The organism is Streptomyces sp. NPDC055025, from assembly GCF_053608565.1.
The window spans coordinates 19,759-45,260 of the sequence record NZ_JBSGVS010000058.1 but is presented as its reverse complement, the minus strand read 5'-3'; the positions used below and the strand labels follow the sequence as shown (position 1 = coordinate 45,260).

Sequence of the window (25,502 nt, the reverse complement as noted above, 5' to 3'; positions counted from 1 at the left end):
CGTCCATGGCCCCCGCGAGGAGGGGCGCCGTCAGGTCTTGTCAGCCGGTTCGGCCGCCGGGGCGGTCGCGGTATCCGCCGTCGCGGCGTCGTCCGCGCCGGCACCGTCGGCCTTGTCCGTGTCCTTGTCCTTGCCCTTGTCCTTGTCCTTCGGCGGCGTCGCCGTCTCCCGCTCCGGCTCCACGATCTCCTCGCGTCCGGGGCGTACCCGCGCCGACACCAGGAAGTAGACGACCGCGAGGATGAAGACGCCGATCGCCGTCCAGACGTTCAGCCGGACACCGAGGACATGGTGCGCCTCGTCGACGCGCATGTACTCGATCCAGGCCCGGCCCGCGCAGTACGCCGCGGCATAGAGGGCGAACACCCGTCCGTGTCCCAGCTTGAAGCGGCGGTCGGCCCATACGATCAGCAGCGCGACGCCCAGGCACCACAGCGACTCGTACAGGAACGTCGGGTGGTAGAGACCCGCCTCGCGGTTGGTGCCCGCGGAGATCTTCAGCGCCCACGGCAGATCCGTCTGCTTGCCGTACAGCTCCTGGTTGAACCAGTTGCCCCAGCGCCCGATGGCCTGTGCGATGACGATCCCGGGCGCGATGGCGTCCGCGTACGCCGGCAGCGGGATCCCACGGCGGCGGCAGCCGATCCAGGCGCCGACCGCGCCCAGCGCGATCGCGCCCCAGATACCGAGCCCGCCCTCCCAGATCTTGAAGGCGTCGACCCAGTCCTCACCGTCGCTGAAATACAGCTGATAGTCGGTGATCACATGGTAGAGCCGCCCGCCGACCAGACCGAAGGGCACCGCCCAGACGGCGATGTCGGCCACGGTGCCGGGTTTGCCGCCCCGGGCGACCCAGCGCTTGCCGCCGTACCAGACGGCGACGAAGACACCGATGATGATGCAGAACGCATAGCCACGCAGCGGAAGCGGTCCGAGATGGAGCACTCCGGTGGACGGGCTGGGAATGTAGGCAAGGTCCATGGCAGAACCGACCGTACAGTGCCGGGCGGGATCTGAGGCAACCCGCCCGGCAACTTCTGGATAACGAGGTCAGACTGCGGGGGAGGAAGCGGGGGCCGCGGCGGGATCCGAGCCGAAGGACGAGCCGGAGGATACGGCGGGACCCGAGGCGGGGGCCGAAGCGGGGCCCTGGACATCGGCCCCCGGGCCCGGCCCCGCGCCCGCGCCCGGTCCGGACCCGGCGCTCGCGCCCGGATCCATACCCGGTCCGGTACCCGCTCCCGGGCCCGCGGCCGGTCCGGAGGCTCCTCCCGAAGCGGGAGCCGAGGCCGACGCGGGCGCCGAGGGCGTCCGCGTCCCCGCCTTCTTGTCCTTGTTGGCCGCCGCGACCCACTTCCGCAGATTGTCCGGGGTGATGTTCTCGCCGCCCTTCTTGGGGAACACCGACTCCCCGTTGAGCAGCACGGTCGGTGTCCCGGAGAAACCGCCCGTCCTGAACTTCGCCGCGGACTTGTTCACCCAGTCGTCGTGCTTGCCCTCCTCCACGCACTGGCGGAATCCCGGCGCCGACTTCAGCCCCTCGACCTTGCCCGCCAGATCCAGCAGATGGCTGTTCTTCGCGAAGGCGTCGTTCGTCTCCGGCGGCTGATGCTGGTACAGCACGTCGTGGTACGGGGAGAACTTGCCCACGTCCTGGGCGCACGCCGCGGCGTTGGCCGCGTGCAGCGAGCCGCTGCCGCCCATGTTGCCGTCGATGATCGTGGCGAGGTGATACTCGACCTTGAGCTGTCCCGCCCTCTCCAGCTCATGGATCGTGTCCCGGAACGCGTTCTCGAACTGGGCGCACGCCGGGCAGCGGAAGTCCTCCCACACCGTGAGCGTCGACGGCGCGTCCGGCGCCCCCACGGGGATCGCCAGATCGTCCGTGCCCCTGAGCCCGGACGGCGCGCTCACCGGTCCCGCCGCGTTGTCGGCCTTGTCCTTGCCGACCTCCGAGGCGACCACCCCGATCACCCCGACCGCGCCGAGCACCCCGACGACCGCCACGGACATGACCACCGTGCGCCTGCGCCGCTCACGCGCCCTGTCCGCTTCACGTTCCTGCTGGAGCCGCTCTCTCGCGGTCCGTCTTACCTCGCGGTTCTTCTCGCTCACGCCCACAGCAACGAACCGGGAAGGCGCGTGCGCACCTTCCCGGTCCCAGGTCCACCCGTACGGGTGAGACGAACCGTCAGCGCTTGCGAACGCCCTCGGCCAGCTCGGCCGCCAGCTCCCGCACCGCCACCAGCCCGGCCGCCGCGTCGGGCGCGTCCAGCATCCGCTTCACGAACGCCGAGCCCACGATGACGCCGTCGGCGAAGCCGGCGACCTCCGCCGCCTGCTCCGCGTTGGACACCCCGAGCCCGACACACACCGGCATCCCGGTGGTGGCGCGGGTGCGCAGCACCAGGTCCTGGGCCTCCAGGCCCACCGACTCACGCGTACCCGTGACCCCCATCAGCGAGGCCGCGTAGACGAAGCCGCTGCCCACCGAGGTGATCCGGGCGAGCCGCTCGTCCTTGCTGCTGGGCGCCACCACGAAGACCGTCGCCAGTCCGTGCTTCTCGGCGTGCTCACGCCAGAGCGCCGACTCCTGCACCGGGAGGTCCGGCAGGATGCACCCGGCGCCGCCCGCCTCGGCCAGCTCGGTGGTGAAGCGCTCGATCCCGTACCGGTCGATGGGATTCCAGTACGTCATCACCAGGACCGGCTTGCCGGTCGCCGCGTACGCCTCACGGACCGTACGCATCACATCGGCGATCTTCACCCCGCCCCGCAGCGCGATGTCGTCGGCGGTCTGGATGACCGGCCCGTCGAGCACGGGGTCGCTGTGGGGCAGCCCCACCTCGACCACGTCCGCGCCGCCGTCGAGGACCGCCTTCACGGCCTCGATACCGCCGTCCACGGTCGGGAATCCGGCGGGCAGATAGGCGATGAGCGCGGCCCGGTTCTCGGACCTCGCCGTCGCGAGCGTCTCGCTCAGCAGCTCGATGTTCCCGCTCACTTGGCGCTCTCCCCGTCGTACAGCCCGAAGTAGCGGGCGGCCGTGTCCATGTCCTTGTCACCCCGGCCGGAGAGATTGACGACGATCAGCCCGTCCTTCCCCAGCTCCCGCCCCAGCTCCAGCGCGCCGGCGAGCGCGTGCGCGCTCTCGATCGCCGGGATGATGCCCTCGCTGCGCGACAGCAGCAGCAGCGCCCGCATCGCGTCGTCGTCGGTCACCGCGCGGTACTCACCGCGCCCGCTGTCCTTGAGATACGCGTGCTCGGGTCCGATGCCCGGGTAGTCGAGACCGGCCGAGATCGAGTAGGGCTCGGTGATCTGGCCCTCCTCGTCCTGGAGGACGTACGACCGCGATCCGTGCAGGATGCCCGGCTCGCCGGCGGTCAGTGTCGCGGCGTGCTCGCCGCTCTCGATCCCGTGTCCTGCGGGCTCGCAGCCCACCAGCCGTACGCCCTCGTCGGGGATGAACGCGTGGAAGAGACCGATCGCGTTGGACCCGCCCCCCACACACGCGACGGCGGCGTCGGGCAGCCGTCCGGCGCGCTCCAGGATCTGCCGCCTGGCCTCCACCCCGATGACCCGGTGGAAGTCGCGCACCATCGCGGGGAAGGGGTGCGGTCCGGCGACCGTGCCGAAGAGGTAGTGCGTACGGTCCACATTGGCGACCCAGTCGCGGAACGCCTCGTTGATGGCGTCCTTGAGCGTCCTGCTGCCGGAGGCGACCGGGACGACCTCGGCGCCGAGCATCCGCATCCGGGCGACGTTCAGGGCCTGGCGACGGGTGTCGATCTCGCCCATGTAGATGGTGCATTCGAGCCCGAACAGCGCGCAGGCGGTGGCGGTGGCGACTCCGTGCTGTCCCGCTCCGGTCTCGGCGATGACCCGGGTCTTGCCCATGCGCTTGGTCAGCAGCGCCTGCCCCAGCACATTGTTGATCTTGTGGGATCCGGTGTGGTTGAGATCCTCGCGCTTGAGGAACATCCGGACGCCGCCGGCGTGCTCGGCGAACCGCGGCACCTCGGTCAGGGCGCTGGGCCGGCCGGTGTAGTCGGCCAGCAGTCCGTTCAGCTCGGCGGCGAAGGCGGGATCGCCCTTGGCCTTCTCGTACTCGACGGCGACCTCGTCGACGGCGGCGACGAGTGCCTCGGGGATGAACTTTCCGCCGAAGGCGCCGAAGTACCCCTCGGCGCTGGGGACATGACCGTCGGGGTCGGGAACAAAGAACTCGGAAGACACGCGAGAACTCCTCTGGAAGCAACGGACGGGACGCACCGTACGCGCCATCGGCGAGGCGGCCGGCCGGACCGCGTGTGCCGGTAGCGGAAGAGCGCGCGACAAGATCGCCGCACGGTCCGGAAACCGGTCAGTCGCGGAACGGAACGGTACGGAACCGCGCACAGTCGCGCACGGACTCCGTACCTCCAGGCACACACCACGCCCGAGGCGCGGCTACGGACGCCATCGCATGCCGTTGACCTGACCGGGCTCGTCGCCGATCACATAGCGGACCCGTCGTCCGTGCACCCGTCGCGCCGGCGCACGGCACCCGCGCGGACGGCAGCCCCGCGCCAGCGCCGCGTGCGGCGTGTGCGGTACGGGAACGGCGACGGCGTTCACGGCGGGGTCAGTCCCTCCCGTGCCGCAGCGCCGGGTGGGCGCCCGCCGCGACGAGGTCGGCGACCGCGGACTTCGGGTCACGCCCGGTCACCAGGGACTCACCGACCAGTACGGCGTCGGCCCCGGCGTTGGCGTACGCGATCAGATCGTGCGGTCCGCGCACCCCCGACTCGGCGATCTTCACGATGCCGGCCGGGATCTCGGGGGCGACCCGCTCGAAGGTGCCACGGTCGACGGTCAGGGTCTTCAGATCGCGCGCGTTGACACCGATGATCCTCGCGCCCGCGTCCACGGCCCGCTCGACCTCCTCCTCGTCGTGCACCTCGACGAGCGGGGTGAGCCCGATCGACTCGGCCCGCTCGATCAGCGAGACCAGCGCCGACTGGTCGAGCGCGGAGACGATCAGCAGCACCAGATCGGCGCCGTACGCACGCGCCTCCCAGAGCTGGTACGAGGTGACGATGAAGTCCTTGCGCAGTACGGGGATGTCGACCTTGGCCCGTACCGCCTCCAGATCGGCCAGCGAACCGCCGAAGCGCCGCTGCTCGGTCAGTACGGAGATGACGGCCGCGCCGCCCGCCTCGTAGTCGGCGGCGAGTCCCGCCGGGTCCGCGATCGCGGCCAGCGCGCCCTTGGACGGGCTGGAGCGCTTGACCTCGCAGATCACCTGGACGGAATCGCCCCGCAGCGCGGCCACTCCGTCCTTGGCCTCCGGAGCCCTGGCCGCGCGCTGCTTCAGCTCATCGAGGCCGACGCGCGCCTGCCGCTCTGCGAGGTCGGCGCGGACGCCTTCGATGATCTCGTCGAGCACACTCACGCGAGGGCCCCCTTTCCTGGACGGGTCTGGACGGGTATGGATCAGGACCAGCCATATCGATGCTATCCGGAAGTGCCCGAAGGCTCCGCATCCGGTTGGCCGAGCATGCCACTGCCTGGGCGTTCATGGTGCGAGCGACGAGCCGAAGGGCAGATTTCTGACCACCGTGAAGAGCAGGACGACCGCACCGAGCGACCACCACCAGACGGGCCCGAGGGTGATCCGTACCGGCATCCCTCTCCCCGCCCGTACCACCCAGACCACCCAGACCACGGCGAACACCGCGTAGCCGAGGACCGCGAGCGCGTTGGCGCCGAGGGCGGTGAACGGGTCGCCGTGCGCGACGGCGTAGGCGCTGCGCAGTCCGCCGCAGGCCGGGCAGTGGAGCCCGGTCAGCCAGTAGAGCGGGCAGACCGGATAGTGGCCGGTTTCATTCGGGTCGACCAGAGCGACATAGGTCCAGGCCGAGGCGATCCCGGCGAGGACCCCGAGCGGCGGAAGAACCCGCCGTACGAACGAGGCGGGGGCCACCGGGGCGCCCGGTGGCGCGGGTACGAACGGCACGGGGACCGGCGGCGCGGCAGAAGGCACCTGGGGCACCTGGGGCGGGTCGTGCGCGGGGGTTGGCATCGCGTCCACCCGGTGATTGTCGCCGCTCGTGACGGCGCTCGTGACGGGAAGGACGCGGCCCGGCGCCGCCGGACCGCGTCGGCGTGCGGAGCGCCGGCCCGGTCAGACGGTCTGCGTCTGGGGCTCGCTCGTGGCCTCGGTCCTCGCGGTCGCGCCCACCGGCCGGGCCGGCGCCTGCGCCGGTGCCTGGACCTGCCGCTCGCCCGCCTGCTGCCTGGCCCGTACCAGCGCCTCGGACTCCTTGGGCATCCCCAGACCCGCGGCCTTCATCGCCAGACCGACGACACCACCGAGGAGGATGACACCGATACCGGCCCAGAAACCGGGCGAGTTCGCCGCCACCATGAAGACCCCCGCGACGCAGAAGCCGATGAAGGAGATGGTGACACCGGTCCAGGCCGCCGGGGTGTGTCCGTGGCTGCTGCCCGCCATGAGTTGCTCCTCGTTCCTGTTGCCCTGTCGCGCCGGGTATGTCTGCGCTGTGTGAGCCGGACGCTCACCGAACATTGTCCAGCATCGGGAACGCGTCCGGCCCCGGGGGTCGGGCGATGTGGTTCAGCTCTCGCGCGCGGGGTCCTCGCGCGTCGGGTCCTCACCGCGGTCCAGGGCCTTCCACAGGTCCTCGGGACGGTCGGGGTCCACGACGGGCGTACGCCGGCCACCGCGCCCTGCGTACGCGCCCGCGCCGGGGCCGCCGGAGCCCGCCGCGCCGGAGCGTTCGTACCGCCCGGACATCGCGGGCCACTGCCTGCCGTACACCACCGCGAGCAGCCCCGCGAGCAGGATCAGCACCCCGCCCGCCGTGGTCACGTACGGCCAGGCGGTATGGCTCAGCGCGTCCACCGTCGCGGCGGCGTCACCGGTGGTCCTGGCGGCCAGTTCGTCCACCGCCGAGCTGTCCGACGCGCCGAGGAACGCGGCGAGGGCCGCCCCCGCGCCGCTCAGCGCCAGCAGGGCGGCGACCAGCAGCCGTCCGGCCCTGCGGACGGCGAAGACGGCGACGAGCGCCGCGAGACCGACGACGGCGAGGGCGGCGGGCACCCCCGTCACATCACGGCCGTTGGCGTCGAGCGGCAGGGAACCGCCGCCGACGGCCGCCGTGCCCTGGGCCCAGGTCTGGCCGGAGGCGATCAGCGCCACGGCGGCGCCCACGGCGCCGAGGAACAGGGCGGCCGCGAGAGCACGGCGGCCGCCGCTCGACGCGGTGGCCACCGGGACGACGGCATGGGGCTGGGGTACGGGAACGGCGCTCACGTACCCCACTATCCCCTACCGTGTCACCCGCCGTTCAGGCGGTTCGCGGTATGCACGGCGCGCAGCACGGCGGCGGCCTTGTTGCGGCACTCGATGTCCTCGGAGACCGGATCGGAGTCGGCGACGACACCCGCCCCCGCCTGGACGTACGCCGTGCCGTCGCGCAGCAGCGCGGTACGGATGGCGATGGCCGTGTCGGAGTCCCCGGCGAAGTCGAGATAGCCGACGCAGCCGCCGTACAGTCCGCGCCGGGTGGGTTCCAGCTCGTCGATGATCTGCATGGCGCGCGGCTTGGGCGCCCCGGAGAGGGTGCCTGCGGGAAAGCAGGCGGTCAGCACGTCGAAGGCGGTACGGCCCTCGGCGACCCGACCGGTCACCGTGGACACGATGTGCATGACGTGCGAGTACCGCTCGACCGACATGAAGTCCACGACCTCGACGGTGCCCGGCGCGCAGACCCGGCCCAGATCGTTGCGGCCGAGGTCGACGAGCATGAGGTGCTCGGCGCGCTCCTTGGGATCGGCGAGCAGTTCCTCGGCGAGGGCCTGGTCCTCCCGCGGGGTGGCGCCCCGGTGCCGGGTCCCGGCGATCGGGTGCACCATCGCGCGTCCGTCCTCGACCTTGACCAGGGCCTCGGGGCTGGAGCCCACGACGTCGAAGGTCCTGCCGTCCTCGTGCGGGAAGCGGAAGAGATACATGTACGGCGACGGATTGGTGGCGCGCAGCACCCGGTAGACGTCCAGGGCGCTCGCGGTGACGGGGGTCTCGAAGCGCTGCGAGGGGACGACCTGGAAGGCCTCGCCCGCCCTGATCCGCTCCTTGATGTCCTCGACGGCGGCCTGGTAGTCGGGGCCGCCCCAGAGCGCGGTGTACTCGGGCAGTTCGGAGACGGGCAGCGCGGCCGGCGCGGAGTGGAGCGGCTCGGCGAGATCGGCGGCCATGGCGTCGAGCCGGGCGACGGCGTCCGCGTACGCCTCGTCCACACCGGTGTCCAGGTCGTTGTGGTTGATCGCGTTGGCGATCAGCAGGACCGTGCCGTCCCAGTGGTCGAGTACGGCGAGGTCCGAGGTGAGCAGCATGGTCAGCTCGGGGATGCGCAGATCGTCGCGCGCGTGCTCGCCGATCCGCTCCAGCCTGCGGACGATGTCGTATCCGAGATAGCCGACCATGCCGCCGGTGAAGGGCGGCATGCCGGAGGAGAGATCGCGGGGGGTGTGCAGGGTCTCCACGGTGGCGCGCAGGGCGGCCAGCGGATCACCGTCCACGGGGACCCCGACGGGCGGGGTGCCGAGCCAGTGGGTACGGCCGTCGCGTTCGGTGAGCGTGGCGGCGGACCGTACCCCGATGAAGGAGTAGCGGGACCAGGAGCGGCCGTTCTCCGCGGACTCCAGCAGGAAGGTCCCGGGACGCTCGGCGGCGAGCTTGCGGTACAGGCCGACCGGGGTGTCGCCGTCCGCGAGGAGGCGCCTGCTGACGGGGATGACACGGCGGTCCACCGCCAGCTTGCGGAAGGTCTCAAGGTCCATGGCGGCTGACCCTACTCGGTGGGACGGACCGGGCCGTTCACCGTCCGAGCGGCAGGACATCCGCGTCGAAGCAGGTGCGCGCGCCGGTGTGGCAGGCGGCTCCCACCTGGTCGACCTGGACCAGAACGGTGTCGGCGTCGCAGTCCAGGGCGACGGACTTGACGTGCTGGACATGGCCGGAGGTGTCGCCCTTGACCCAGTACTCGCGGCGGCTGCGGGACCAGTAGGTGCAGCGGCCGGTGGTCAGGGTGCGGTGCAGGGCCTCGTCGTCCATCCAGCCCAGCATCAGCACCTCGCCGGTGTCGTACTGCTGGGCGATGGCCGGGAGCAGTCCGTCGGCGGTCCGCTTGAGCCGGTCCGCGATGGCGGGGTCGAGTCCATGGCCCGGACCGGGGCCGGCGGCTCCGGCGGTGGTGGGTGTACCGGCGGCGGCGGACGGCGTGCTGGGCGTGCTGGACGTACTGCTCATGGGTCCCATTGTGCCGCGCCCGCGCCGTCCGCCGGGCCCGGTGTCCACTGGGCGGACGGGGCCGGGCCGCCGTAGGGTGGGGGCCATGTCGACCCATGCGAAGCGTGAACGGCTGCTGCTCGCCGACCTGTTGGAAGCCGCGGGCCCGGAGGCGCCGACGCTCTGCGACGGCTGGCTGACCCGGGATCTCACGGCCCATGTCGTGGTGCGCGAGCGCCGCCCCGACGCGGCGGGCGGGGTGCTGGTGCCCGCGCTCAGGAACCGGCTGGAGCGGGTGCAGGCGGAGTACGCCGCGAAGCCGTACGAGGAGCTGATCCACCTCGTCCGTACGGGACCGCCGCGGCTGTCCCCGTACGGCATCAAGCAGATCGACGAGGCGGCGAACGCGATCGAGTTCTATGTGCACGCCGAGGATGTCCGGCGGGCGCGGCCCGACTGGACCCCGCGTGAGCTGGACCGGGTCTTCTCGGACGCGCTCTGGTCACGGCTGGAGAAGGGCGGCCGGATGCTGGGGCGCAGGTCCCCGGTGGGTCTGGTGCTGCGCCGCCCGGACGGCCAGACGGCCGTGGCCCACCGCGGCACACCGGTGGTCACGGTCACCGGTGAGCCGGGTGAGCTGGTGCTCTTCGTGTTCGGACGGCAGGGCGTCACGGATGTGGAGCTGGAGGGCGACAAGGACGCGATCGCCCGGCTCCAGGAGGCGAAGCTCGGTATCTAGAAGCTCGGTATCCAGGTGTTGTCCGGCCGGACAACACCTAGGTCCTGTCCGGTGCCGGGACCGGGGTGTGCGGACAGGTGTCCCGGTACTCCGCGATCGCCGGGCCCGGCGCCGGCGGGGGGCAGAGGAACCGCTCGTAGCGGGTGTCGTTGTCGATGAACCGCTTCAGCCAGGACACGCTGTACTTCGCGATCGTGGTGTTCGCCGTGATCGGGGTGCGGTGGACGGCGCCCCTCAGCTCCAGATACGCCTTGTCGAGCGTGCCGGGCAGTGACTCGTAGAACGGCTCGGAGTGCCCCGCGACCGGCGCGACCGTATCGCCGTCGGCCCCGACCACCAGGGTGGGCGTACGGACCTCGGGCCAGGTCGTGTCCAGATTCCAGCCGGTCAGCGGGATGGCCGCCTTCAGTGACGTACGGCTCTTGGCGGCCTCCAGGGAGCCGCCCCCGCCCATCGAGTGGCCCATGACACCGAGGCGCCCGGGGTCGACCCGGTCCCTGACCGCCGAATCACCCGTCAGATAGTCGAGGGCCGCGAGGAGTTGGCGTCCACGCCCGGCGGGCTGGTCGAGCACGGTGATGGTGTCGATGGTGAGGACGACGAAGCCCTGGGAGGCGAGACGCGGTCCGTACCAGGCGATGCTGGACTGGGTGCCGGTGAAGCCGGGCGAGACGGCCACCGCGCCGAAGGTGCCGTCCGCGGTGGAGGTCGGGTAGTAGATGGTGCCGCCGCCGAAGCCCCTCACGCTCGACCGCGCCACCCGGATCTGGGAGACGGCGTACGGGCCGAGGGGAGCCTCGACGCCGGCCGCGGTGGGCGCGGGGCCGCGCTCGTACGGATTGTCCGCGGCTTGGGCGGCGCCCGGGATCAGCGCGGCGAAGAGCCCCGCGGTGGCCGCCGCGAGGCTCCAGGTGATGCGGGCACTTCGAGAACTCCGGGCACTTCGGGTACGGGCGGGGGTACGCGGCTGAGCGTGCTGCTGCTGCACGGTGGGGGGCCTCTCGGTCGTGACGGAGCCACACCGGAAGCCGTCGGGTGCGCCGGAGTGGAACCGCGATTGTCACTGACGGTTCCACTCTCACGGCGCATTCGTCCGGAGAGCACCGGCGAGTTCACCGGTCTTCACCAGTCCTCGTCAGTCTTCCCCGGCCTTCACCGGATTCCACCCTTTCCCACAGGCGAACAGGCGTGCCCCGGGTGGTGCCTTCGGTCCCGGTCCGGATCAACACCCGTGCTCAGCGCACCGGATGGCCCGCTTCCCGCAGCGCCTGCTTGACCTCCGAGATCCGCAGATCGCCGAAGTGGAAGACGGAGGCGGCCAGTACGGCGTCCGCGCCCGCGTCGATGGCGGGCGGGAAGTCGGCGAGCCGGCCCGCGCCCCCGGACGCGATGACGGGCACGGTCACATGGCGGCGCACGGCCGCGATCATCTCCGTGTCGTAGCCGTCCTTCGTACCGTCCGCGTCCATCGAGTTGAGCAGAATCTCCCCGGCGCCCAACTCGGCCGCCCGGTGGGCCCATTCGACGGCGTCGATACCGGTGCCCCGCCGTCCGCCGTGTGTCGTGACCTCGAACGAGCCGGACGGGGTGCGCCGCGCGTCGACCGACAGCACCAGCACCTGCCGTCCGAAGCGCTCGGCGATCTCCCGGATCAGCTCGGGCCGCGCGATGGCCGCGGTGTTGACCCCGACCTTGTCCGCGCCGGCCCGCAGCAGCTTGTCGACATCCTCGGGGGTACGGACGCCCCCGCCGACGGTGAGCGGGATGAAGACCTGCTCGGCGGTGCGGCGCACCACGTCGTAGGTCGTCTCCCGGTCGCCGGACGAGGCGGTGATGTCGAGGAACGTCAGCTCGTCGGCGCCCTCCGCGTCGTACAGCTTGGCCATCTCGACGGGATCGCCGGCGTCGCGCAGATTCTGGAAGTTGACGCCCTTCACGACCCGGCCGTTGTCCACGTCCAGGCAGGGGATGACCCGTACGGCGAGAGTCATCCGGCACCTCCCCGGTAGGCCTCGACCTCGACCTCGACGAAGAGACTGGGATCGATCAGCCCGGCGACGACGATCATCGAGGCGGCGGGGCGCACGGCGTCGAACAGCTCCTTGTGGGCGCGGCCGACCTCCTCGGCGTCCCGGACATGGGTGAGGTACATCCGGGTACGGACCACATGCCCGGCGCCGAGGCCCAGTTCCCCCAGCGCCTTGAACGCGACACCGAAGGCGGTCTTCGTCTGCTCGTACGGACCGCCCTCCGCGATCCTGCCGTCGACCACCGAGGTGCAGCCGGACACCAGGACGAGACCGCTCGGCAGTTCGACCGCGCGGGAGTAGCCGAAGGACTCCTCCCAGGGCCCGCCGGAGGAGATCCTCCGCACCCCCGTGGTACCGGTCATCCGCGCACCGCCGTCAGCGCCTCTTCCAGGGTGAACGCCTTGGCGTAGAGGGCCTTGCCGACGATCGCGCCCTCGACGCCCACGGGCACGAGCGAGGCGATGGCGCGCAGATCGTCCAGCGAGGAGACCCCGCCGGAGGCGACGACCGGCTTGTCGGTCGCGGCGCAGACATTCTTCAGCAGCTCCAGATTGGGGCCCTGGAGCGTGCCGTCCTTGGCGATGTCGGTGACGACGTAGCGGGCGCAGCCCTCGGAGTCCAGCCGGGCCAGCGTCTCGTAGAGGTCGCCGCCGTCCCGGGTCCAGCCCCGGCCGCGCAGTGTGGTGCCGCGTACATCGAGGCCGACCGCGATCCGGTCGCCGTGCGCGGCGATGATCCGGGCGACCCACTCGGGGCTCTCCAGCGCGGCCGTACCGAGGTTGACCCGGGTGCAGCCGGTGGCGAGGGCCGCGGCGAGCGAGGCGTCGTCGCGGATACCGCCGGAGAGTTCGACCTTGATGTCCATGGCCGCGGCGACCTCGGCGATCAGCTCGCGGTTGTCGCCGGTGCCGAACGCGGCGTCGAGGTCGACGAGATGCAGCCACTCGGCACCGGAGCGCTGCCAGGCGAGGGCGGCTTCGAGGGGCGAGCCGTAGGACGTCTCCGTACCGGACTCGCCGTGGACGAGCCGTACGGCCTGGCCGTCGCGGACGTCGACGGCGGGGAGGAGTTCGAGCTTCGGCACAAGAGCCTCGGGTGACATCAGAGGGTTCCGATCCAGTTGGTCAGCAGCGTGGCACCGGCGTCGCCGGACTTCTCGGGGTGGAACTGGGTGGCCCACAGTGCCCCGTTCTCCACGGCCGCCACGAACGGCTCACCGTGCGTGGACCAGGTGACCCTGGGGGCCCGGATCTTGGGGTTGGTGACTTCCAGGTTCCAGTCGTGCACCGCGTACGAGTGGACGAAGTAGAACCGGGCCCCGGCGTCGAGACCGGCGAACAGCTCGCTGTCCTCCGGTGCCTGGACCGTGTTCCATCCCATGTGGGGGACGATCGGCGCGGTCAGCGGCGCGACCGTGCCGGGCCACTCGTCGAGTCCCTCGGTCTCCACGCCGTGCTCGATGCCCCGCTCGAAGAGGATCTGCATACCGACGCAGATGCCCATGACGGGACGGCCGCCCGCGAGTCTGCGGCCTATGATCCAGTCGCCCCGGGCGGCGGTGAGCCCCTTCATACAGGCGGAGAAGGCCCCGACACCGGGGACGAGCAGCCCGTCGGCGTTCATGGCGCGGTCGAAGTCACGGGTGATCTCGACCTCGGCGCCGGCGCGGGCGAGGGCCCGTTCCGCGGAGCGGACATTGCCGAATCCGTAGTCGAACACCACTACGCTCTTGCCGCTCTTACCGGTCTTGGTCATTCCCAGATCCCCTGGATACGCAGGACCCCGGCGATCAGACAGAGCGCGGAGCAGAGCGCGAGCAGCACGATCACGCCCTTGGGCAGCTTCTGCTTGGCAAAGGAATAGACACCCCCGGCCAGGAAAAGCCCCACGACGATCAGAATGGTCGACAGACCGGTCATAGGGCGCCCTTGGTCGAAGGAAGAATGCCGACCGCGCGCGGGTCGCGCTCGGAGGCGTACCGCAGGGCGCGCGCGAGGGCCTTGAACTGGCACTCCACGATGTGGTGGGCGTTGCGCCCGTACGGGACATGGACATGCAGTGCGATCTGCGCCTGGGCCACGAAGGACTCCAGGATGTGCCGGGTCATGGTCGTGTCGTACTCGCCGATCATCGGCGCCATGTTCTCGGGCTCGCTGTGCACCAGATATGGACGGCCCGAGAGGTCCACCGTCACCTGGGCGAGCGCCTCGTCCAGCGGCACCGTGCAGTTGCCGAAGCGGTAGATGCCGACCTTGTCGCCGAGGGCCTGCCGGAAGGCGGCGCCGAGGGCGAGCGCGGTGTCCTCGATGGTGTGGTGCGAGTCGATGTGCAGATCGCCCTCGGTCTTCACCGTGAGATCGAACAGACCGTGCCGGCCGAGCTGGTCGAGCATGTGGTCGTAGAAACCGACCCCCGTCGACACATCCACTTTCCCCCTGCCGTCGAGATCGATCTCGACGACCACGGAGGTTTCCTTCGTACTGCGTTCCACACGGCCGATCCGGCTCATGCGCTCTGCTCCTTCTTCAGATCACGTACCGCGTCGAGGAACGCGTCGTTCTCGGCCGGGGTGCCCGCGGTGACCCGCAGCCGGCCCGGTACGCCGTTGTCACGGATCAGGACACCCCGGTCGAGAATCCGCTGCCACGCCGTGTGGGAGTCCTCGAAGCGGCCGAACTGGACGAAGTTCGCGTCCGACTCGGTGACCTCGTAACCGATCGCCCGCAACTCCCCGACCAGCCGGTCCCGCTCGGCCTTCAGCGTCTCGACGTACCCGAGCAGCGTATCGGTGTGCTCCAGCGCGGCGAGCGCGGTGGCCTGGGTGACGGCGGAGAGGTGGTAGGGCAGCCGTACCAGCTGGACGGCGTCGACCACCGCGGGATGCGCCGCGAGATAGCCGAGGCGCAGTCCCGCCGCGCCGAAGGCCTTGGACATCGTGCGGGACACGACCAGATACGGCCGGTCCGCCAGCAGCGGCAGCAGGGAGGGCCGGTGGCTGAACTCGACATAGGCCTCGTCCACCACGACGAGCGACTTCCGCGCCGTCTGGGCGGCCTCGTAGAGCGCGAGGACCGTCCCGGCGTCGACGGCCGTGCCCGTGGGGTTGTTGGGCGAGGTGATGAAGACGACATCGGGCCGGTGCTCGGCGAGCGCCTCGCGCGCCGCGTCCACATCGATGGTGAAGTCCTCGTTCCGCGGCCCCGAGAGCCAGCCGGTGCCGGTACCGCGCGCGATGAGTCCGTGCATCGAGTACGAGGGCTCGAAGCCGATCGCCGTACGGCCGGGACCGCCGAAGGTCTGGAGCAGTTGCTGGATGACTTCGTTGGAGCCGTTGGCGGCCCAGACGTTCGCGGTGGTCAGCGGGTACTTCCCGGTACGGGTGAGATACGCGGCCAGCCCGGTGCGCAGCTCGACCGCGTCCCGGTCCGGATAGCGGTTGAGCCCGCGCGCGGCCTCGCGCACACGCTCGGTGATCCGCTCGACCAGCGGCTCGGGCAGCGGGTAGGGGTTCTCGTTGGTGTTGAGCTGCACGGGGACATCGAGCTGGGGAGCGCCGTACGGGGACTTCCCGCGCAGCTCGTCCCGTACGGGCAGATCGTCGATGCCGAAGACGGAGCTGGTCACTGACCGGGCACCTGCCATCCGAACCTCGATTTCACGGCCGCGCCGTGCGCCGGCAGGTCCTCCGCCTCCGCGAGCGTCACCACATGGTGGGCGACCTCGGCGAGCGCGCTCTCGCTGTAGTCCACGATGTGGATTCCGCGCAGGAACGACTGGACGGAGAGCCCCGAGGAGTGACAGGCGCAACCGCCGGTCGGCAGGACATGGTTGGAGCCCGCGCAGTAGTCCCCGAGCGAGACCGGGGAGTACGGACCGACGAAGATCGCGCCCGCGTTGCGGACCCGCCCGGCCACCCCGGCCGCGTCGGCGGTCTGGATCTCCAGGTGCTCGGCACCGTACGCGTCCACGACCCTCAGGCCGTCCTCGACGGAGTCGACCAGCACGACCGCCGACTGCCGGCCGGAGAGCGCGGGGACGACCCGGTCCTCGATGTGCCGGGTGGCCGCGGTCTGGGGCACCAGCTCCTTGTCCACCGCGTCGGCCAGCTCCACCGAGTCGGTGACGAGGACGGCCGCGGCGAGCGGGTCGTGCTCGGCCTGGCTGATCAGGTCGGCGGCGACATGGACGGGATCGGCGCTCGCGTCGGCGAGGATCGCGATCTCGGTGGGACCGGCCTCGGCGTCGATACCGATCCGGCCGGTGAAGTAGCGCTTGGCGGCGGCGACCCAGATATTGCCGGGGCCGGTGACCATGTTCACGGGAGCGCACTCGTCCGTCCCGTACGCGAACATCGCGACGGCCGTGGCACCGCCCGCCGCGTACACCTCGTCGATCCCGAGCAGCGCGCACGCCGCCAGGATGGTCGGGTGCGGCAGACCGCCGAACTCCCGCTGGGCGGGCGAGGCCAGCGCGATGGACTCGACACCCGCCACCTGCGCCGGCACCACGTTCATGACCACGGACGACGGATAGACGGACCGGCCGCCCGGCGCGTAGAGGCCCACACGCCCGACGGGAACCCACTTCTCGGTCACCGTGCCGCCGGGGACGACCTGAGTGGTGTGCGAGCCGCGCCGCTGGGCGCGGTGGACCAGCTCGGCCCGCCGGATCGACTCCTCCAGAGCGGCCCGTACGGCGGGGTCGAGCGCCTCCAGGGCGGCGCCGAGAGCGGCCACGGGCACCCGGATCCGCTCCAGCGTCACACCGTCGAATCTCTCGGCGTACTCGATCAGCGCCGCGGTGCCCCGATGATGCACGTCCTCGCAGATGGGCCGCACCTTCTCCAGGGCGGCTTCCACGTCGAACTCGGCTCGGGGCAGCAGGTCACGCAGGGCTCCGCCCTCGGGGAGGGCGTCACCGCGCAGATCGATTCGTGAGATCACGGGGTCAATTCTCGCAGACCGGATCAGGCCGTCGGACGGCTGTATCACTGGCTGATACATGCCCCGGACGGCCCGTCTCACCACTAGCGTTCAGCACGTCACTCAGCGGGCACAACCGTTGTACAGACCGGCCAAGAACCGTCTGTACAACGTCGGTGACTATCTGTACGCAATCAGGGGAAGCGGAGGCGGCAGTGACCGAGCCGCAGGACGACGAATCTCCCGACTGGCTCAGCGCGGCGGAACTGGGCATGTGGCAGTCGTTCCGCAACGGCAGTACCTACGACCTGAGCACCTCGGACCCGCTGCTGAACGATCCTTTCTCGCCGCTCCCCTGGGGCACCGAGCGCAGTGTGCGCGCCCGTGTCATCGCCCTGCTGCTGCTCAGCGGACCCACGGCACTGCCCGGCCGGGTCGCGGCGCTCAAGCTCCGCGGGATCCAGATCACCGGGACGCTCAATCTCGCGGGCGGCACGATAGCGCCGTACGTCGAGCTGAACCACTGCCGCTTCGAGAACGAGGTGGTGCTGCCCGAGTCCCACTTCACCACCCTGCGGATGGTGGGCTGTGCGATACCGCGCCTGGAGGCGGCCCGGCTGCGCACCGAGGGCGATCTGCATCTGCCGCGCTGCCGGGTCGACCGGGGGATCCGGCTGACCGACGCGCAGATCGGTACGGATCTGCTGATCAGCCAGATCGACGTACGGCCCGACCGGCTGGGCCGGGCGATCACCGCCGACGGGATGTCCGTCGCCCAGGATCTCCAGGCCGATCAGATCGAGACATACGGCGAGGTCAGTCTGCGGGGCGCGAAGATCGGTGTGTCGCTGAGCCTGCGGGGCAGCCGGCTGCGCGCGGCGGCGGCGCGGCGCGCGCTCAACGCCCCGCAGCTCACGGTGGAACGGTCCCTCTACATGACGGGCGCGTGGGTGAGCGAGGAGACCGGAGCGCCGGGGGCCACGCCGCCGCACGGCATCGGACGCGTCTCGACACCCCTGCACGGCACCCGGTTGCAGCCGTTCGAGTGCCGGGGCGGGGTACGGCTGGACGACGGCCGGTTCGGGGACGCGGTCGACGTGGACCAGGCGCGGTTCTTCCTGGCGGCCACGGACGAGGTCTCACTGCGCCGGATCGTCACCCCCGAACTGCGTTTCAAATGCGAACGCCCGGAGGAGGGCCGGGTCGTCCTGAGCGGCGCGAAGATCGTCACACTGGTCGACATGTCGACGAGCTGGCCGGGACCGGGCGGTCTGGCGATGGGCGGCTTCGTCTACGAGAACCTCGTCCCGTTCGGCCACTTCCCGCTGCCTCGACGGCTGGAGTGGGTGGCCGCGGCGACGCCCGAGTACTCCCCCGAACCGTACGAACGACTGGCCCAGGTGCTGCGCAACAGCGGCGAGGACGCCGACGCGCGCGAGGTGCTGCTCGCCAAACAGCGCCGCCGCCGCGAGACGCTGCCGCTCGCCGCGAAGCTCTGGGGGTACCTCCAGGACTGGACGGTCGCGTACGGCTACCGCCCCGGCCGGGCGGCCCTCTGGATGGCGGTCCTCTGGGGCGCGGGCACGATCGGCTTCGCGCGCCACGCCCCGCCGTCGATCAAGGCCACGGAGCACCCGGAGTGGAACCCGGCGCTCTACGCGCTGGATCTGCTGATCCCGGTCATCAACCTCGGCCAGGACGGCTACTGGCTGCTGACGGGCGGCTGGCAGTGGGCGGCGGCGACCCTGGTGATACTGGGCTGGATCCTGGCGACATCGGTCGCGACGGGCGCGTCCCGCCTGCTCCGACGGGGCTAGGCTGTCCGGCCGAGGGCCTCTCGTTTTTGAGGGCTCGGTTCGCCCCCGGGGCGCTTCATGCCGATGCCGGCGGCCGTGTGCGACCAGAACGTCGACGCGGCCCGGTCCGTCCCGCGGGTTCACCCTCAGCCGATTCTTTGCCGTCCCTTGACTTTCGCCAGGACAACCTTCGACCCCCTACCAAAGCTTCACAGCAGCCCTCTGGCGCCTCCGCCACCTGCGGTTTTCAATGGTCCGCACCATGTCTTTGCTTCGCGCCCTGATCAGCACCGCGCGTATGGTCCGGCACACCCCGCGGCTCAGCGCCGGGCTGCCGCCGGACGACGCGGTGCTGCTCGACGCCCCGGACGACCGGCTCGGCCCCGCACTGGTCTCCGCCGCGCTCGGCGAGTACGAGCAGGCCGCGAAGCTGCTGGCGACCACCCGGGAATCGGCCGAGTGGGAGAACCGCGACCGCTATGTGATGCGGCTGGCGGCCTTCGCCCACGGCCGTGACGCCTGGCTGACCGCCTGGCTCCGTGCCGCGCCCCGGGATCCCGACGCCCTGCTCGTCAAGGCCGAACTCGCCATCCGCAGAGCGTGGGAGTCGCCCGCCCGTGCCGAACGGCTGCGTGAGACGGGCCCGCTGATCGACGCCGCGGCCGACGGCGATCCGCGCGACCCGGTGCCGTGGCGCGTCGCGCTCGACCACGCTCGCGGCACCCACGCCACGCACTCCGCCTTCGAGACGCTGTGGGAACAGGCCGTACGCCGCTCCTCGCACCACTACGGCTGCCATGTCTCGGCACTCCAGTACCTCTCGGCCCAGTGGTACGGCTCGCACCGCGAGTGCTTCGACTTCGCCGAGCAGGCGGCGTACGACGCGCTGCCGGGCTCGCTCGTGCGCGCGCTGCCGGTACGGGCCGCCTTCACCCAACTGCTCGGCGGACAGCTCACCTCCGTACAGCTGGACCGTGTCGACGCCGCCGCCGACCTCGCGATCACGGTCTCCGCCGAGTACACCGCGGGCGATCCCTGGCCGGCCGAGGTGCGCAATCTGCTGGTGTACGTACTGGTGGAGCGGGGGCGCTGGAACGAGGCGCTGGAACAGTTCCGCCTGATCGGACCGTACGCGACGTCCTTCCCGTGGACCTGTTTCACCGACGATCCGCTGGGCCAGTTCCTGGAAACGCGCGACCGGGCGCGGATCCAGGTGGCCTCGGCGACGCCTTTGCGGGGCAGAGCAGAACGGAGACCGCCCCGCGGCCATTACGCTTGACCGTTGTGACCACCGCACGCCTCCCTCTCTTCCCGCTGAACGCGGTGCTGTTCCCGGGCCTCGTCCTGCCCCTGAACGTCTTCGAGGAGCGCTATCGCGCGATGATGCGTGAGCTGCTCAAGACCGACGAGTCCGAGCCGCGCCGCTTCGCCGTGGTCGCCATCCGCGACGGGCACGAGGTCGCGCCGACCTCGCCGGGCATGCCGGACCCGACGTCCCTGCCCCAGCGCGGACCGGCCGCCGGCTTCGGCCCCGAACCCCTCGACGCCTTCCACCCGGTGGGCTGCGTCGCGGACGCGGCGACGATCCGTGAACGCCCCGACGGCAGCTTCGAGGTGGTGGCCACCGGCACCACCCGCGTCCGGCTGCTCTCGGTCGACGCGAGCGGCCCGTATCTGACAGCCGAACTGGAGGATCTCCCCGAGGAGGCGGGCGACGGCGCACGCGCCCTCGCCGAAGGCGTCCTGCGGGCGTTCCGCGCCTACCAGAAGCGGCTGGCGGGCGCGCGCGAGCGCTCACTCTCCACGAGCGACGAACTCCCCGACGAGCCCTCGGTGGTGTCCTATCTGGTCGCCGCGGCGGCCGTCCTCGACACCCCGGCGAAGCAGCGGCTGCTGGAGGCACCGGACATCGCGACCCGGCTGCGCGAGGAGCTGAAAGTGCTGCGGTCCGAGACGGCTGTGATCCGCCATCTGCCCTCCCTGCCCGCGGTGACGCTGACACACACGCCATCGAGCCCCAACTGACGCGAGGAATGGACGCCTTGGTGAAGAAGTCCAAGAAGCAGCAGTCCGGCGGCACCCCGGCGACGGTCGCCCTGACCGCGGCGGGTACGGCGTACACCCTGCACGCGTACGAACACGACCCCGCGTCCGCGTCCTACGGCGAGGAGGCGGCCGAGGCACTGGGCGTCTCCCCGGACCGCGTCTTCAAGACCCTGGTCGCGGACGTCGACGGCGAACTGACCGTGGCCGTCGTCCCGGTCGCCGGTTCACTGGACCTCAAGGCCCTCGCGGCGGCGGTCGGCGGCAAGCGCGCGGCCATGGCGGACCCGGCGGCGGCGGAACGTACGACGGGTTACGTACGCGGCGGCATCTCCCCGCTGGGCCAGCGCAAGCGGCTCCGTACGGTCCTGGACGCCTCGGCCGAGTCCCACCCCACCATCTGCGTCTCGGCGGGCCGCCGGGGCCTGGAGGTCGAACTGTCCCCCAAGGACCTGGCAACCCTCACCACAGCCATCCTGGCCCCCATCGCCCGCGGCGGCGCCACTTCTTAGGGCTCGGCCCGCAGCCGGACCACTGGCACCCACCACGCACCCGCACCCCGCGCCGCAGGCGCGCGTCGCGCTCCCGGCGCAGGCCGGGAAAACAGGCCCGTCCGGCGATTGAGGACAGGCCGTCACGCGGACGGACCCGCACCCGAAACCCGCCCCGGCAGAAGCACACCCGGAACCACGGCCCCCCGCCGGAAGGCGACCCGCACCGCCACAGAAACTACTTCCCGGCGTCCCAGGCGGCGCGACCGTCCTCGTCCCGCGCCGGCCCGTACGCCGGCGCCGGCCCGTACGCCGGGCCCCAGTCCCACTCCGGTTCCGGATCGCGAGGGCCGAAGAGGGCCGTCAGCGCGAGATGGACCACCATCGCCGCGACCGGCCACGCCAGCAACGCGCCCTTCGCGTTCAGTTCGAGCGGCGCGTCGAACGTCACGCCCGTACCCGCCGCCTTCGCGTGCGCCACCACGTCCGACGTGGGGCCGAGCCAGGTGCCGAGCTGCCACGCCAGCACCGCGCCCAGCAGGCCGCCCAGCGCCAGACCCACCACCAGCGGGATCCCGCCGCGCCTGCGGAACAGGAACACCAGCGCCGCGCTGAGGGCGCCGAAACCCAGCGCCAGCAGCAGGAACGTACCGTCGGCGGCGATCGCCTCCTCGCCCTCCGTGTCCTTGAGGAAGACCGCCGTGGCGTCCGAGATCAGCGGAACGCGCGGCGCCAGCCACAGCCACAGCAGTCCGAGCGCCAGCCCCGACACCGCGACCGCCACCAGTACCACGGCGGCCTGGCGCACCTCGGTCCTCATCTCGGAGGACCCCTTCTCCGCCTCGTCCCCGGGGAGGGGCGAGGCCCCGGCGGGCGCTGACTGCCAGGGATCGTCGTGCGGCGGCTGGTGAGGCGGCGTCAGAGGTGCGGTCACTGTGCCATCGTGCCAGGCCCGGCCCCGTGATGCCTCATCGGACCGCCGCGCGCCGGTACGCCCGGGTCGCCACGGCCAGCGAGACGACCCCGACGGCCGCGCACACCGCGAGATCGAGACCGACGGCCGCCCAGTCGGGCCGCGCGTCGAACGTACGGGCGAGCGCCTCCACCCCGTAGGTGGAAGGCAGCAGGTCACGTGCGTAGACGAACACCCCCGGCAGCCGGTCCGCGGGGAGTACGCCCAGCAGCAGTGCCGCGGACATACCGAGCTGCCCCAGCAGAGTGGCCAGCTCCTGGCGCGGCGCGAGCAGCCCGAGGGCGGCGCCGAGTCCCGCCAGCGCCGCGCCGGAGAGCGGAATGACCGCCACCAGCACCCAGAGATGGGTGAGGGGCAGCTCGAAGAGAACGCTGCCGGTGACCGCCGTGACCGCCGTGCCGGGCACCGTGAACGAGGCGTACGCGCCCGCCGCGCCCAGCACCACCGCCGCGGGCGGCACCGGCAGCGTGGCGTAGTGGTCCAGGCCGCCGCTCGCCCGGAGCTGGCCGAAGTACTGGGCGAGCAGATTCAGCGCCACGAACGCGACGACCAGCACACTCGACCCCGCGACGACCGCCCGTGCCTCGTCGCCCCCGTCGACCACACCCCGCATCAGGACCATGATCCCGACCGACTGGAACGTGGCCACGAAGAGCAGCGGGATCCGGGCGACCCGGGCCCGGGAGAGCTGGGCGCGGTAGACGGCGGCGAGCGAGGGCAGCAGCCGCGCCCTGGGCGCCAGGGGCGCGGGGCCCTCGTCCGCCGGCTCCACGGGGTCCGCCGCTGTCCCGGCTCTCCCGGACACGGCCTCCACGGGCACGATGCTCACCTGGCGCTGCTCCTGTTCGCTCCGTACGTGCGGCCGGCGCTCATGCCTTCACCAGCCCCTTCGTGCTCCCGCCGAGCGCCAGATAGACATCCTCCAGGCTCGGCGTGGCGAGTGTGAAGTCGTCCAGCGCGGCGAAGGCCGCGCCACCGGTCACCGCGGCGACGGCCGCGCGCGCCTCGTCCGGGGCGAGCCGCAGCACCCAGCGGCGCCCGGACTCCTGCGCGGAACCGCGCAGCGCGGCGACCTCGGGGACCTCCAGCGGCGCGCGCTCGCGCCACACCAGCTCCACCCGTACCTCCCCCGCGACCTGTTCCTTCAGCCCCGAGGGGGTGTCACAGGCGATGACCTTGCCGCGCTCCAGCACCGCGACCCGGTCGAGCACGGTCTCGGCCTCGATCACATTGTGGGTGACGAGCAGTACGGTCGCCCCGTGCTCGGCCCGCCGCCGGTCCACCGCGGCCCACACGGCGCGCCGTGCGACGGGGTCCATCCCGGTGGTGGGCTCGTCGAGTACGAGTACGGGCCGCTCACCCACCAGCGTGGCGGCGAAACAGGCGAGCCTGCGCTGTCCGCCGGAGAGCTTCTTCAGCGGGCGCCCCGCGATCCCGGTGAGCCCCAGCTCCTCCAGCACCAGATCCCGCTCGACCCGTGCCGCCCGCAGCGCGAGCCCGCGCAGCCGGCCGGTGGTCTCGGCGGCGAGCGCGACGGTCAGTTCGTCGAGCGCGGTGGACTCCTGGCCGAGATAGCCGATGAGCCGCGAGGCACGCTCGGGGTGGCGCACCAGATCGTGCCCGAGGATCTCGACATGGCCGGAATCAGGCCGCATCAGACCGGTGAGCTGCCGTACGAGCGTGGACTTGCCCGCGCCGTTCGGCCCGAGCAGACCGAAGATCTCACCGCGCCGCACATCGAGTGAGATCCCGTCGGTGGCGCGTACCTCCGGTGTCCCGGGAGCCCCACGCCCACCGCGCGCGGCGGGGTACGTCTTGACCAGATCGCGCACCACGCACACCGTACTCACGAGCAACGACCATACGGGGTCCCGCCGCACGCCCGGCCCCTGGGTCACAATTCCCCACCCCGCGCGGGGCGGCCTAGCCAGCAGGTGTCTCCGCCGCGCGGACGTCGATCTCCCGCCAGAACCCCGCCCGGATCGCGTACCGGTCGTGCTCGTCGATCTGGTCGTCCTTGTGGGCCAGCAGCCCGAACCGCGCCGCGTACCGCAGCAGCTCCCCGTCGATCCGGTGCGGCACGCGGGGGTACATCACCGACAGTTTCTGGACATGGCCCGCGTCCGGCAGCCGTTCCATCCAGCGGCGCGCGAAGACCTGCCCCACCTCGAACGGGTCCCCGCCCACCGTGGTGATGTCCTCCTCGCGGTCCGCCCAGCGCTGCTCCGCGCTGGTGAGCTGGGCCAGCGTCGGCAGCGACGCCGTCTCCGGCGGCTCCCCCGCCGTACCGCCCCCCGGCCGCTCCACCCATCCCTTGTCGGAGGACCAGCGGAGCGTCGCGCTCGCGGGCGGCTGCGCGGACGGCTGGGCCGCCTGCCCGGCCGGGCCGCGCAGACTCGCCAGGTCCTTGGGGGTGGGCACGCTCTTCCCGCCGGCGGCCGGCGGATGCGTCCCGCCGGCGCCCTGCTCCGCGGACGACGGCGCGGAGCCGTTCCGCCGGGCGGCCGTCCCGTCCTCCGCCTCGGCCGCGCGCTCGGCGGAGGCGGCGAGCGCCGACTCCGGCAGCGGCGCGGAGAGGATCGCCGCGATCTCGGGCCGCGGGGCGGGCGGCGGGGCGCAGATTCCGCCCAGGTCCTTGGCGCGTACGGCCTTGGTGATCCAGGACCGGTCCAGCACCCGCCGCTCGTCGGCCTCGGCGACCAGATCCTCCGACTGGTTGTAGTCGCCGTCGGCGGCCTGCACCGCCCAGAGGTGTACGGCGACGCCGTGCTCCTTGGCCGACATCAGTCCCGGTAGCAGATCTCCGTCCCCGGTCACGAGCACGACGTCGGAGCAGGCACGATTTCTGGCCAGCTCGGTGAGCTCCGCGTGCATCGCGGCGTCGACGCCCTTCTGCGCCCAGCGTCCGTCGCTGCGGGTCAGGGCGCCCAGCCGTACGGTCACCCGGGACATGACCCGCAGGCGCCGGTGCTCGGGCTGCGGGACCCGGTCGGGGGCGCCGTCGAACCAGTAGATACGCAGCAGCGGCCGTTCCGTGTCGGCCTCGGCGCGTTCGCGCAGGCCCTGGATCAGTGCGGCATGGTCGACGGTGATACGGGAACGTGCCGGTTCTCCGGCGAGAAGACTCGCGGCGGCGCCCAGCAGATAGCCGGCGTCCACCAGGACGACGCAGCGGTCCACGTGTTCCACCCTCTTTCGGGAACCTCGGGATCG

The 25,502-nt window shown here is 71.8% G+C and carries 28 protein-coding genes and 1 pseudogene; 5 read left to right on the top strand and 24 right to left on the bottom strand.

The annotated features are described in order from the left end of the window. Positions 1-30: 30 nt before the first annotated feature. The 11 genes and pseudogenes from lgt to hisI all read right to left on the bottom strand — a co-directional run bounded on the left by lgt (position 31) and on the right by hisI (position 9,316). A complete protein-coding gene (lgt, locus tag ACWGDX_RS30030) occupies positions 31-981 on the bottom strand; it encodes a prolipoprotein diacylglyceryl transferase (RefSeq protein ID WP_453630588.1) in 951 nt (316 codons plus the stop codon). 69 nt (positions 982-1,050) lie between these two features. Then, positions 1,051-2,115: a DsbA family protein gene (locus ACWGDX_RS30025; RefSeq protein ID WP_453630587.1), complete on the bottom strand. Its 1,065-nt coding sequence runs from the start codon at positions 2,113-2,115 to the stop codon at positions 1,051-1,053. Positions 2,116-2,191: 76 nt separating this feature from the next. Then, a complete protein-coding gene (gene trpA, locus ACWGDX_RS30020; protein ID WP_453630585.1) occupies positions 2,192-3,004 on the bottom strand; it encodes a tryptophan synthase subunit alpha in 813 nt (270 codons plus the stop codon). Continuing rightward, a complete protein-coding gene (gene trpB / locus ACWGDX_RS30015; RefSeq protein WP_453630583.1) occupies positions 3,001-4,239 on the bottom strand; it encodes a tryptophan synthase subunit beta in 1,239 nt (412 codons plus the stop codon). The genes trpA and trpB overlap by 4 nt, the downstream gene beginning before the upstream one ends. 213 nt (positions 4,240-4,452) lie before the next feature. Beyond that, positions 4,453-4,620, bottom strand: coding sequence for a tryptophan biosynthesis modulator TrpM (gene trpM / locus ACWGDX_RS30010; RefSeq protein WP_382865249.1), 168 nt, complete (start codon positions 4,618-4,620; stop codon positions 4,453-4,455). Between the two features lie 7 nt (positions 4,621-4,627). Continuing rightward, positions 4,628-5,437 carry an indole-3-glycerol phosphate synthase TrpC gene (trpC, locus tag ACWGDX_RS30005; RefSeq protein WP_453630581.1) on the bottom strand — a complete coding sequence of 270 codons (810 nt, stop codon included), beginning with the start codon at positions 5,435-5,437 and terminating at the stop codon, positions 4,628-4,630. A 123-nt stretch (positions 5,438-5,560) separates the two neighbouring features. Beyond that, the gene (locus ACWGDX_RS30000; RefSeq protein ID WP_453630620.1) at positions 5,561-6,067 is read right to left on the bottom strand and encodes a DUF2752 domain-containing protein; all 507 of its coding nucleotides are present in this window, start codon (positions 6,065-6,067) and stop codon (positions 5,561-5,563) included. 192 nt (positions 6,068-6,259) lie between these two features. After that, positions 6,260-6,499: pseudogene (locus ACWGDX_RS29995) on the bottom strand (HGxxPAAW family protein); the annotation flags it as partial. Between the two features lie 123 nt (positions 6,500-6,622). Further along, complete coding sequence (locus tag ACWGDX_RS29990) at positions 6,623-7,330, bottom strand: TIGR02234 family membrane protein (RefSeq protein ID WP_453630579.1); 708 nt, start codon at positions 7,328-7,330, stop codon at positions 6,623-6,625. A gap of 14 nt (positions 7,331-7,344) precedes the next feature. Beyond that, a complete protein-coding gene (locus tag ACWGDX_RS29985) occupies positions 7,345-8,847 on the bottom strand; it encodes an anthranilate synthase component I (protein ID WP_453630577.1) in 1,503 nt (500 codons plus the stop codon). 37 nt (positions 8,848-8,884) lie between these two features. Beyond that, the gene (gene hisI, locus ACWGDX_RS29980) at positions 8,885-9,316 is read right to left on the bottom strand and encodes a phosphoribosyl-AMP cyclohydrolase (RefSeq protein WP_453630575.1); all 432 of its coding nucleotides are present in this window, start codon (positions 9,314-9,316) and stop codon (positions 8,885-8,887) included. 85 nt (positions 9,317-9,401) lie between these two features. Between hisI and ACWGDX_RS29975 the strand changes: the two genes are divergently transcribed. Beyond that, positions 9,402-10,034 (top strand): TIGR03085 family metal-binding protein, encoded by a 633-nt coding sequence (locus ACWGDX_RS29975; RefSeq protein ID WP_453630573.1) that lies wholly within the window; start codon positions 9,402-9,404, stop codon positions 10,032-10,034. 37 nt (positions 10,035-10,071) lie between these two features. Here the strand turns inward: ACWGDX_RS29975 and bdeA are convergent, their stop codons facing one another. The 9 genes from bdeA to hisD all read right to left on the bottom strand — a co-directional run bounded on the left by bdeA (position 10,072) and on the right by hisD (position 17,007). Then, complete coding sequence (gene bdeA, locus ACWGDX_RS29970) at positions 10,072-11,022, bottom strand: bis(hydroxyethyl) terephthalate hydrolase (RefSeq protein ID WP_453630571.1); 951 nt, start codon at positions 11,020-11,022, stop codon at positions 10,072-10,074. A 247-nt stretch (positions 11,023-11,269) separates the two neighbouring features. Continuing rightward, on the bottom strand, positions 11,270-12,025 hold the full coding sequence (gene hisF, locus ACWGDX_RS29965) for an imidazole glycerol phosphate synthase subunit HisF (RefSeq protein WP_453630569.1): 756 nt from the start codon (positions 12,023-12,025) through the stop codon (positions 11,270-11,272). Further along, entirely contained in the window at positions 12,022-12,426 is a 405-nt protein-coding gene (locus ACWGDX_RS29960; RefSeq protein WP_453630567.1) for a RidA family protein, read from the bottom strand. Before ACWGDX_RS29960 ends, hisF begins: the two co-directional genes overlap by 4 nt. Beyond that, a complete protein-coding gene (gene priA / locus ACWGDX_RS29955) occupies positions 12,423-13,148 on the bottom strand; it encodes a bifunctional 1-(5-phosphoribosyl)-5-((5-phosphoribosylamino)methylideneamino)imidazole-4-carboxamide isomerase/phosphoribosylanthranilate isomerase PriA (RefSeq protein ID WP_453630618.1) in 726 nt (241 codons plus the stop codon). Before priA ends, ACWGDX_RS29960 begins: the two co-directional genes overlap by 4 nt. A gap of 17 nt (positions 13,149-13,165) precedes the next feature. Further along, the gene (gene hisH, locus ACWGDX_RS29950; RefSeq protein WP_453630565.1) at positions 13,166-13,819 is read right to left on the bottom strand and encodes an imidazole glycerol phosphate synthase subunit HisH; all 654 of its coding nucleotides are present in this window, start codon (positions 13,817-13,819) and stop codon (positions 13,166-13,168) included. Next, positions 13,816-13,983: a hypothetical protein gene (locus tag ACWGDX_RS29945; RefSeq protein ID WP_169922667.1), complete on the bottom strand. Its 168-nt coding sequence runs from the start codon at positions 13,981-13,983 to the stop codon at positions 13,816-13,818. The genes hisH and ACWGDX_RS29945 overlap by 4 nt, the downstream gene beginning before the upstream one ends. Continuing rightward, a complete protein-coding gene (hisB, locus tag ACWGDX_RS29940) occupies positions 13,980-14,573 on the bottom strand; it encodes an imidazoleglycerol-phosphate dehydratase HisB (RefSeq protein ID WP_382865223.1) in 594 nt (197 codons plus the stop codon). Before hisB ends, ACWGDX_RS29945 begins: the two co-directional genes overlap by 4 nt. Continuing rightward, a complete protein-coding gene (locus ACWGDX_RS29935) occupies positions 14,570-15,688 on the bottom strand; it encodes a histidinol-phosphate transaminase (protein WP_453630563.1) in 1,119 nt (372 codons plus the stop codon). The genes hisB and ACWGDX_RS29935 overlap by 4 nt, the downstream gene beginning before the upstream one ends. Further along, a complete protein-coding gene (hisD, locus tag ACWGDX_RS29930; protein ID WP_365902391.1) occupies positions 15,685-17,007 on the bottom strand; it encodes a histidinol dehydrogenase in 1,323 nt (440 codons plus the stop codon). Before hisD ends, ACWGDX_RS29935 begins: the two co-directional genes overlap by 4 nt. A gap of 194 nt (positions 17,008-17,201) precedes the next feature. Here hisD and ACWGDX_RS29925 point away from each other — a divergent pair, with 194 nt between their 5' ends. The 4 genes from ACWGDX_RS29925 (at position 17,202) to ybaK (ending at position 21,337) form a co-directional block, all read left to right on the top strand. Then, positions 17,202-18,803, top strand: a complete 1,602-nt coding sequence (locus tag ACWGDX_RS29925; RefSeq protein ID WP_453630561.1) for an oxidoreductase — start codon at positions 17,202-17,204, stop codon at positions 18,801-18,803. 229 nt (positions 18,804-19,032) lie between these two features. After that, the gene (locus ACWGDX_RS29920; protein WP_453630559.1) at positions 19,033-20,061 is read left to right on the top strand and encodes a hypothetical protein; all 1,029 of its coding nucleotides are present in this window, start codon (positions 19,033-19,035) and stop codon (positions 20,059-20,061) included. Between the two features lie 5 nt (positions 20,062-20,066). Next, the gene (locus ACWGDX_RS29915) at positions 20,067-20,807 is read left to right on the top strand and encodes an LON peptidase substrate-binding domain-containing protein (RefSeq protein ID WP_453630557.1); all 741 of its coding nucleotides are present in this window, start codon (positions 20,067-20,069) and stop codon (positions 20,805-20,807) included. Positions 20,808-20,824: 17 nt separating this feature from the next. Further along, the gene (ybaK, locus tag ACWGDX_RS29910) at positions 20,825-21,337 is read left to right on the top strand and encodes a Cys-tRNA(Pro) deacylase (RefSeq protein ID WP_453630555.1); all 513 of its coding nucleotides are present in this window, start codon (positions 20,825-20,827) and stop codon (positions 21,335-21,337) included. Between the two features lie 217 nt (positions 21,338-21,554). On the opposite strand, the gene ACWGDX_RS29905 is transcribed toward ybaK, so the two are convergent. From ACWGDX_RS29905 to ACWGDX_RS29890, 4 genes are all read right to left on the bottom strand, one after another. Further along, entirely contained in the window at positions 21,555-22,250 is a 696-nt protein-coding gene (locus ACWGDX_RS29905) for a DUF2567 domain-containing protein (protein WP_453630553.1), read from the bottom strand. Between the two features lie 34 nt (positions 22,251-22,284). Beyond that, positions 22,285-23,118, bottom strand: a complete 834-nt coding sequence (locus ACWGDX_RS29900) for an ABC transporter permease (RefSeq protein ID WP_453630551.1) — start codon at positions 23,116-23,118, stop codon at positions 22,285-22,287. Between the two features lie 40 nt (positions 23,119-23,158). Beyond that, positions 23,159-24,130: an ABC transporter ATP-binding protein gene (locus tag ACWGDX_RS29895; protein ID WP_405987644.1), complete on the bottom strand. Its 972-nt coding sequence runs from the start codon at positions 24,128-24,130 to the stop codon at positions 23,159-23,161. Between the two features lie 82 nt (positions 24,131-24,212). Next, entirely contained in the window at positions 24,213-25,469 is a 1,257-nt protein-coding gene (locus tag ACWGDX_RS29890; RefSeq protein ID WP_453630616.1) for an NYN domain-containing protein, read from the bottom strand. Between the last annotated feature and the right edge of the window lie 33 nt (positions 25,470-25,502).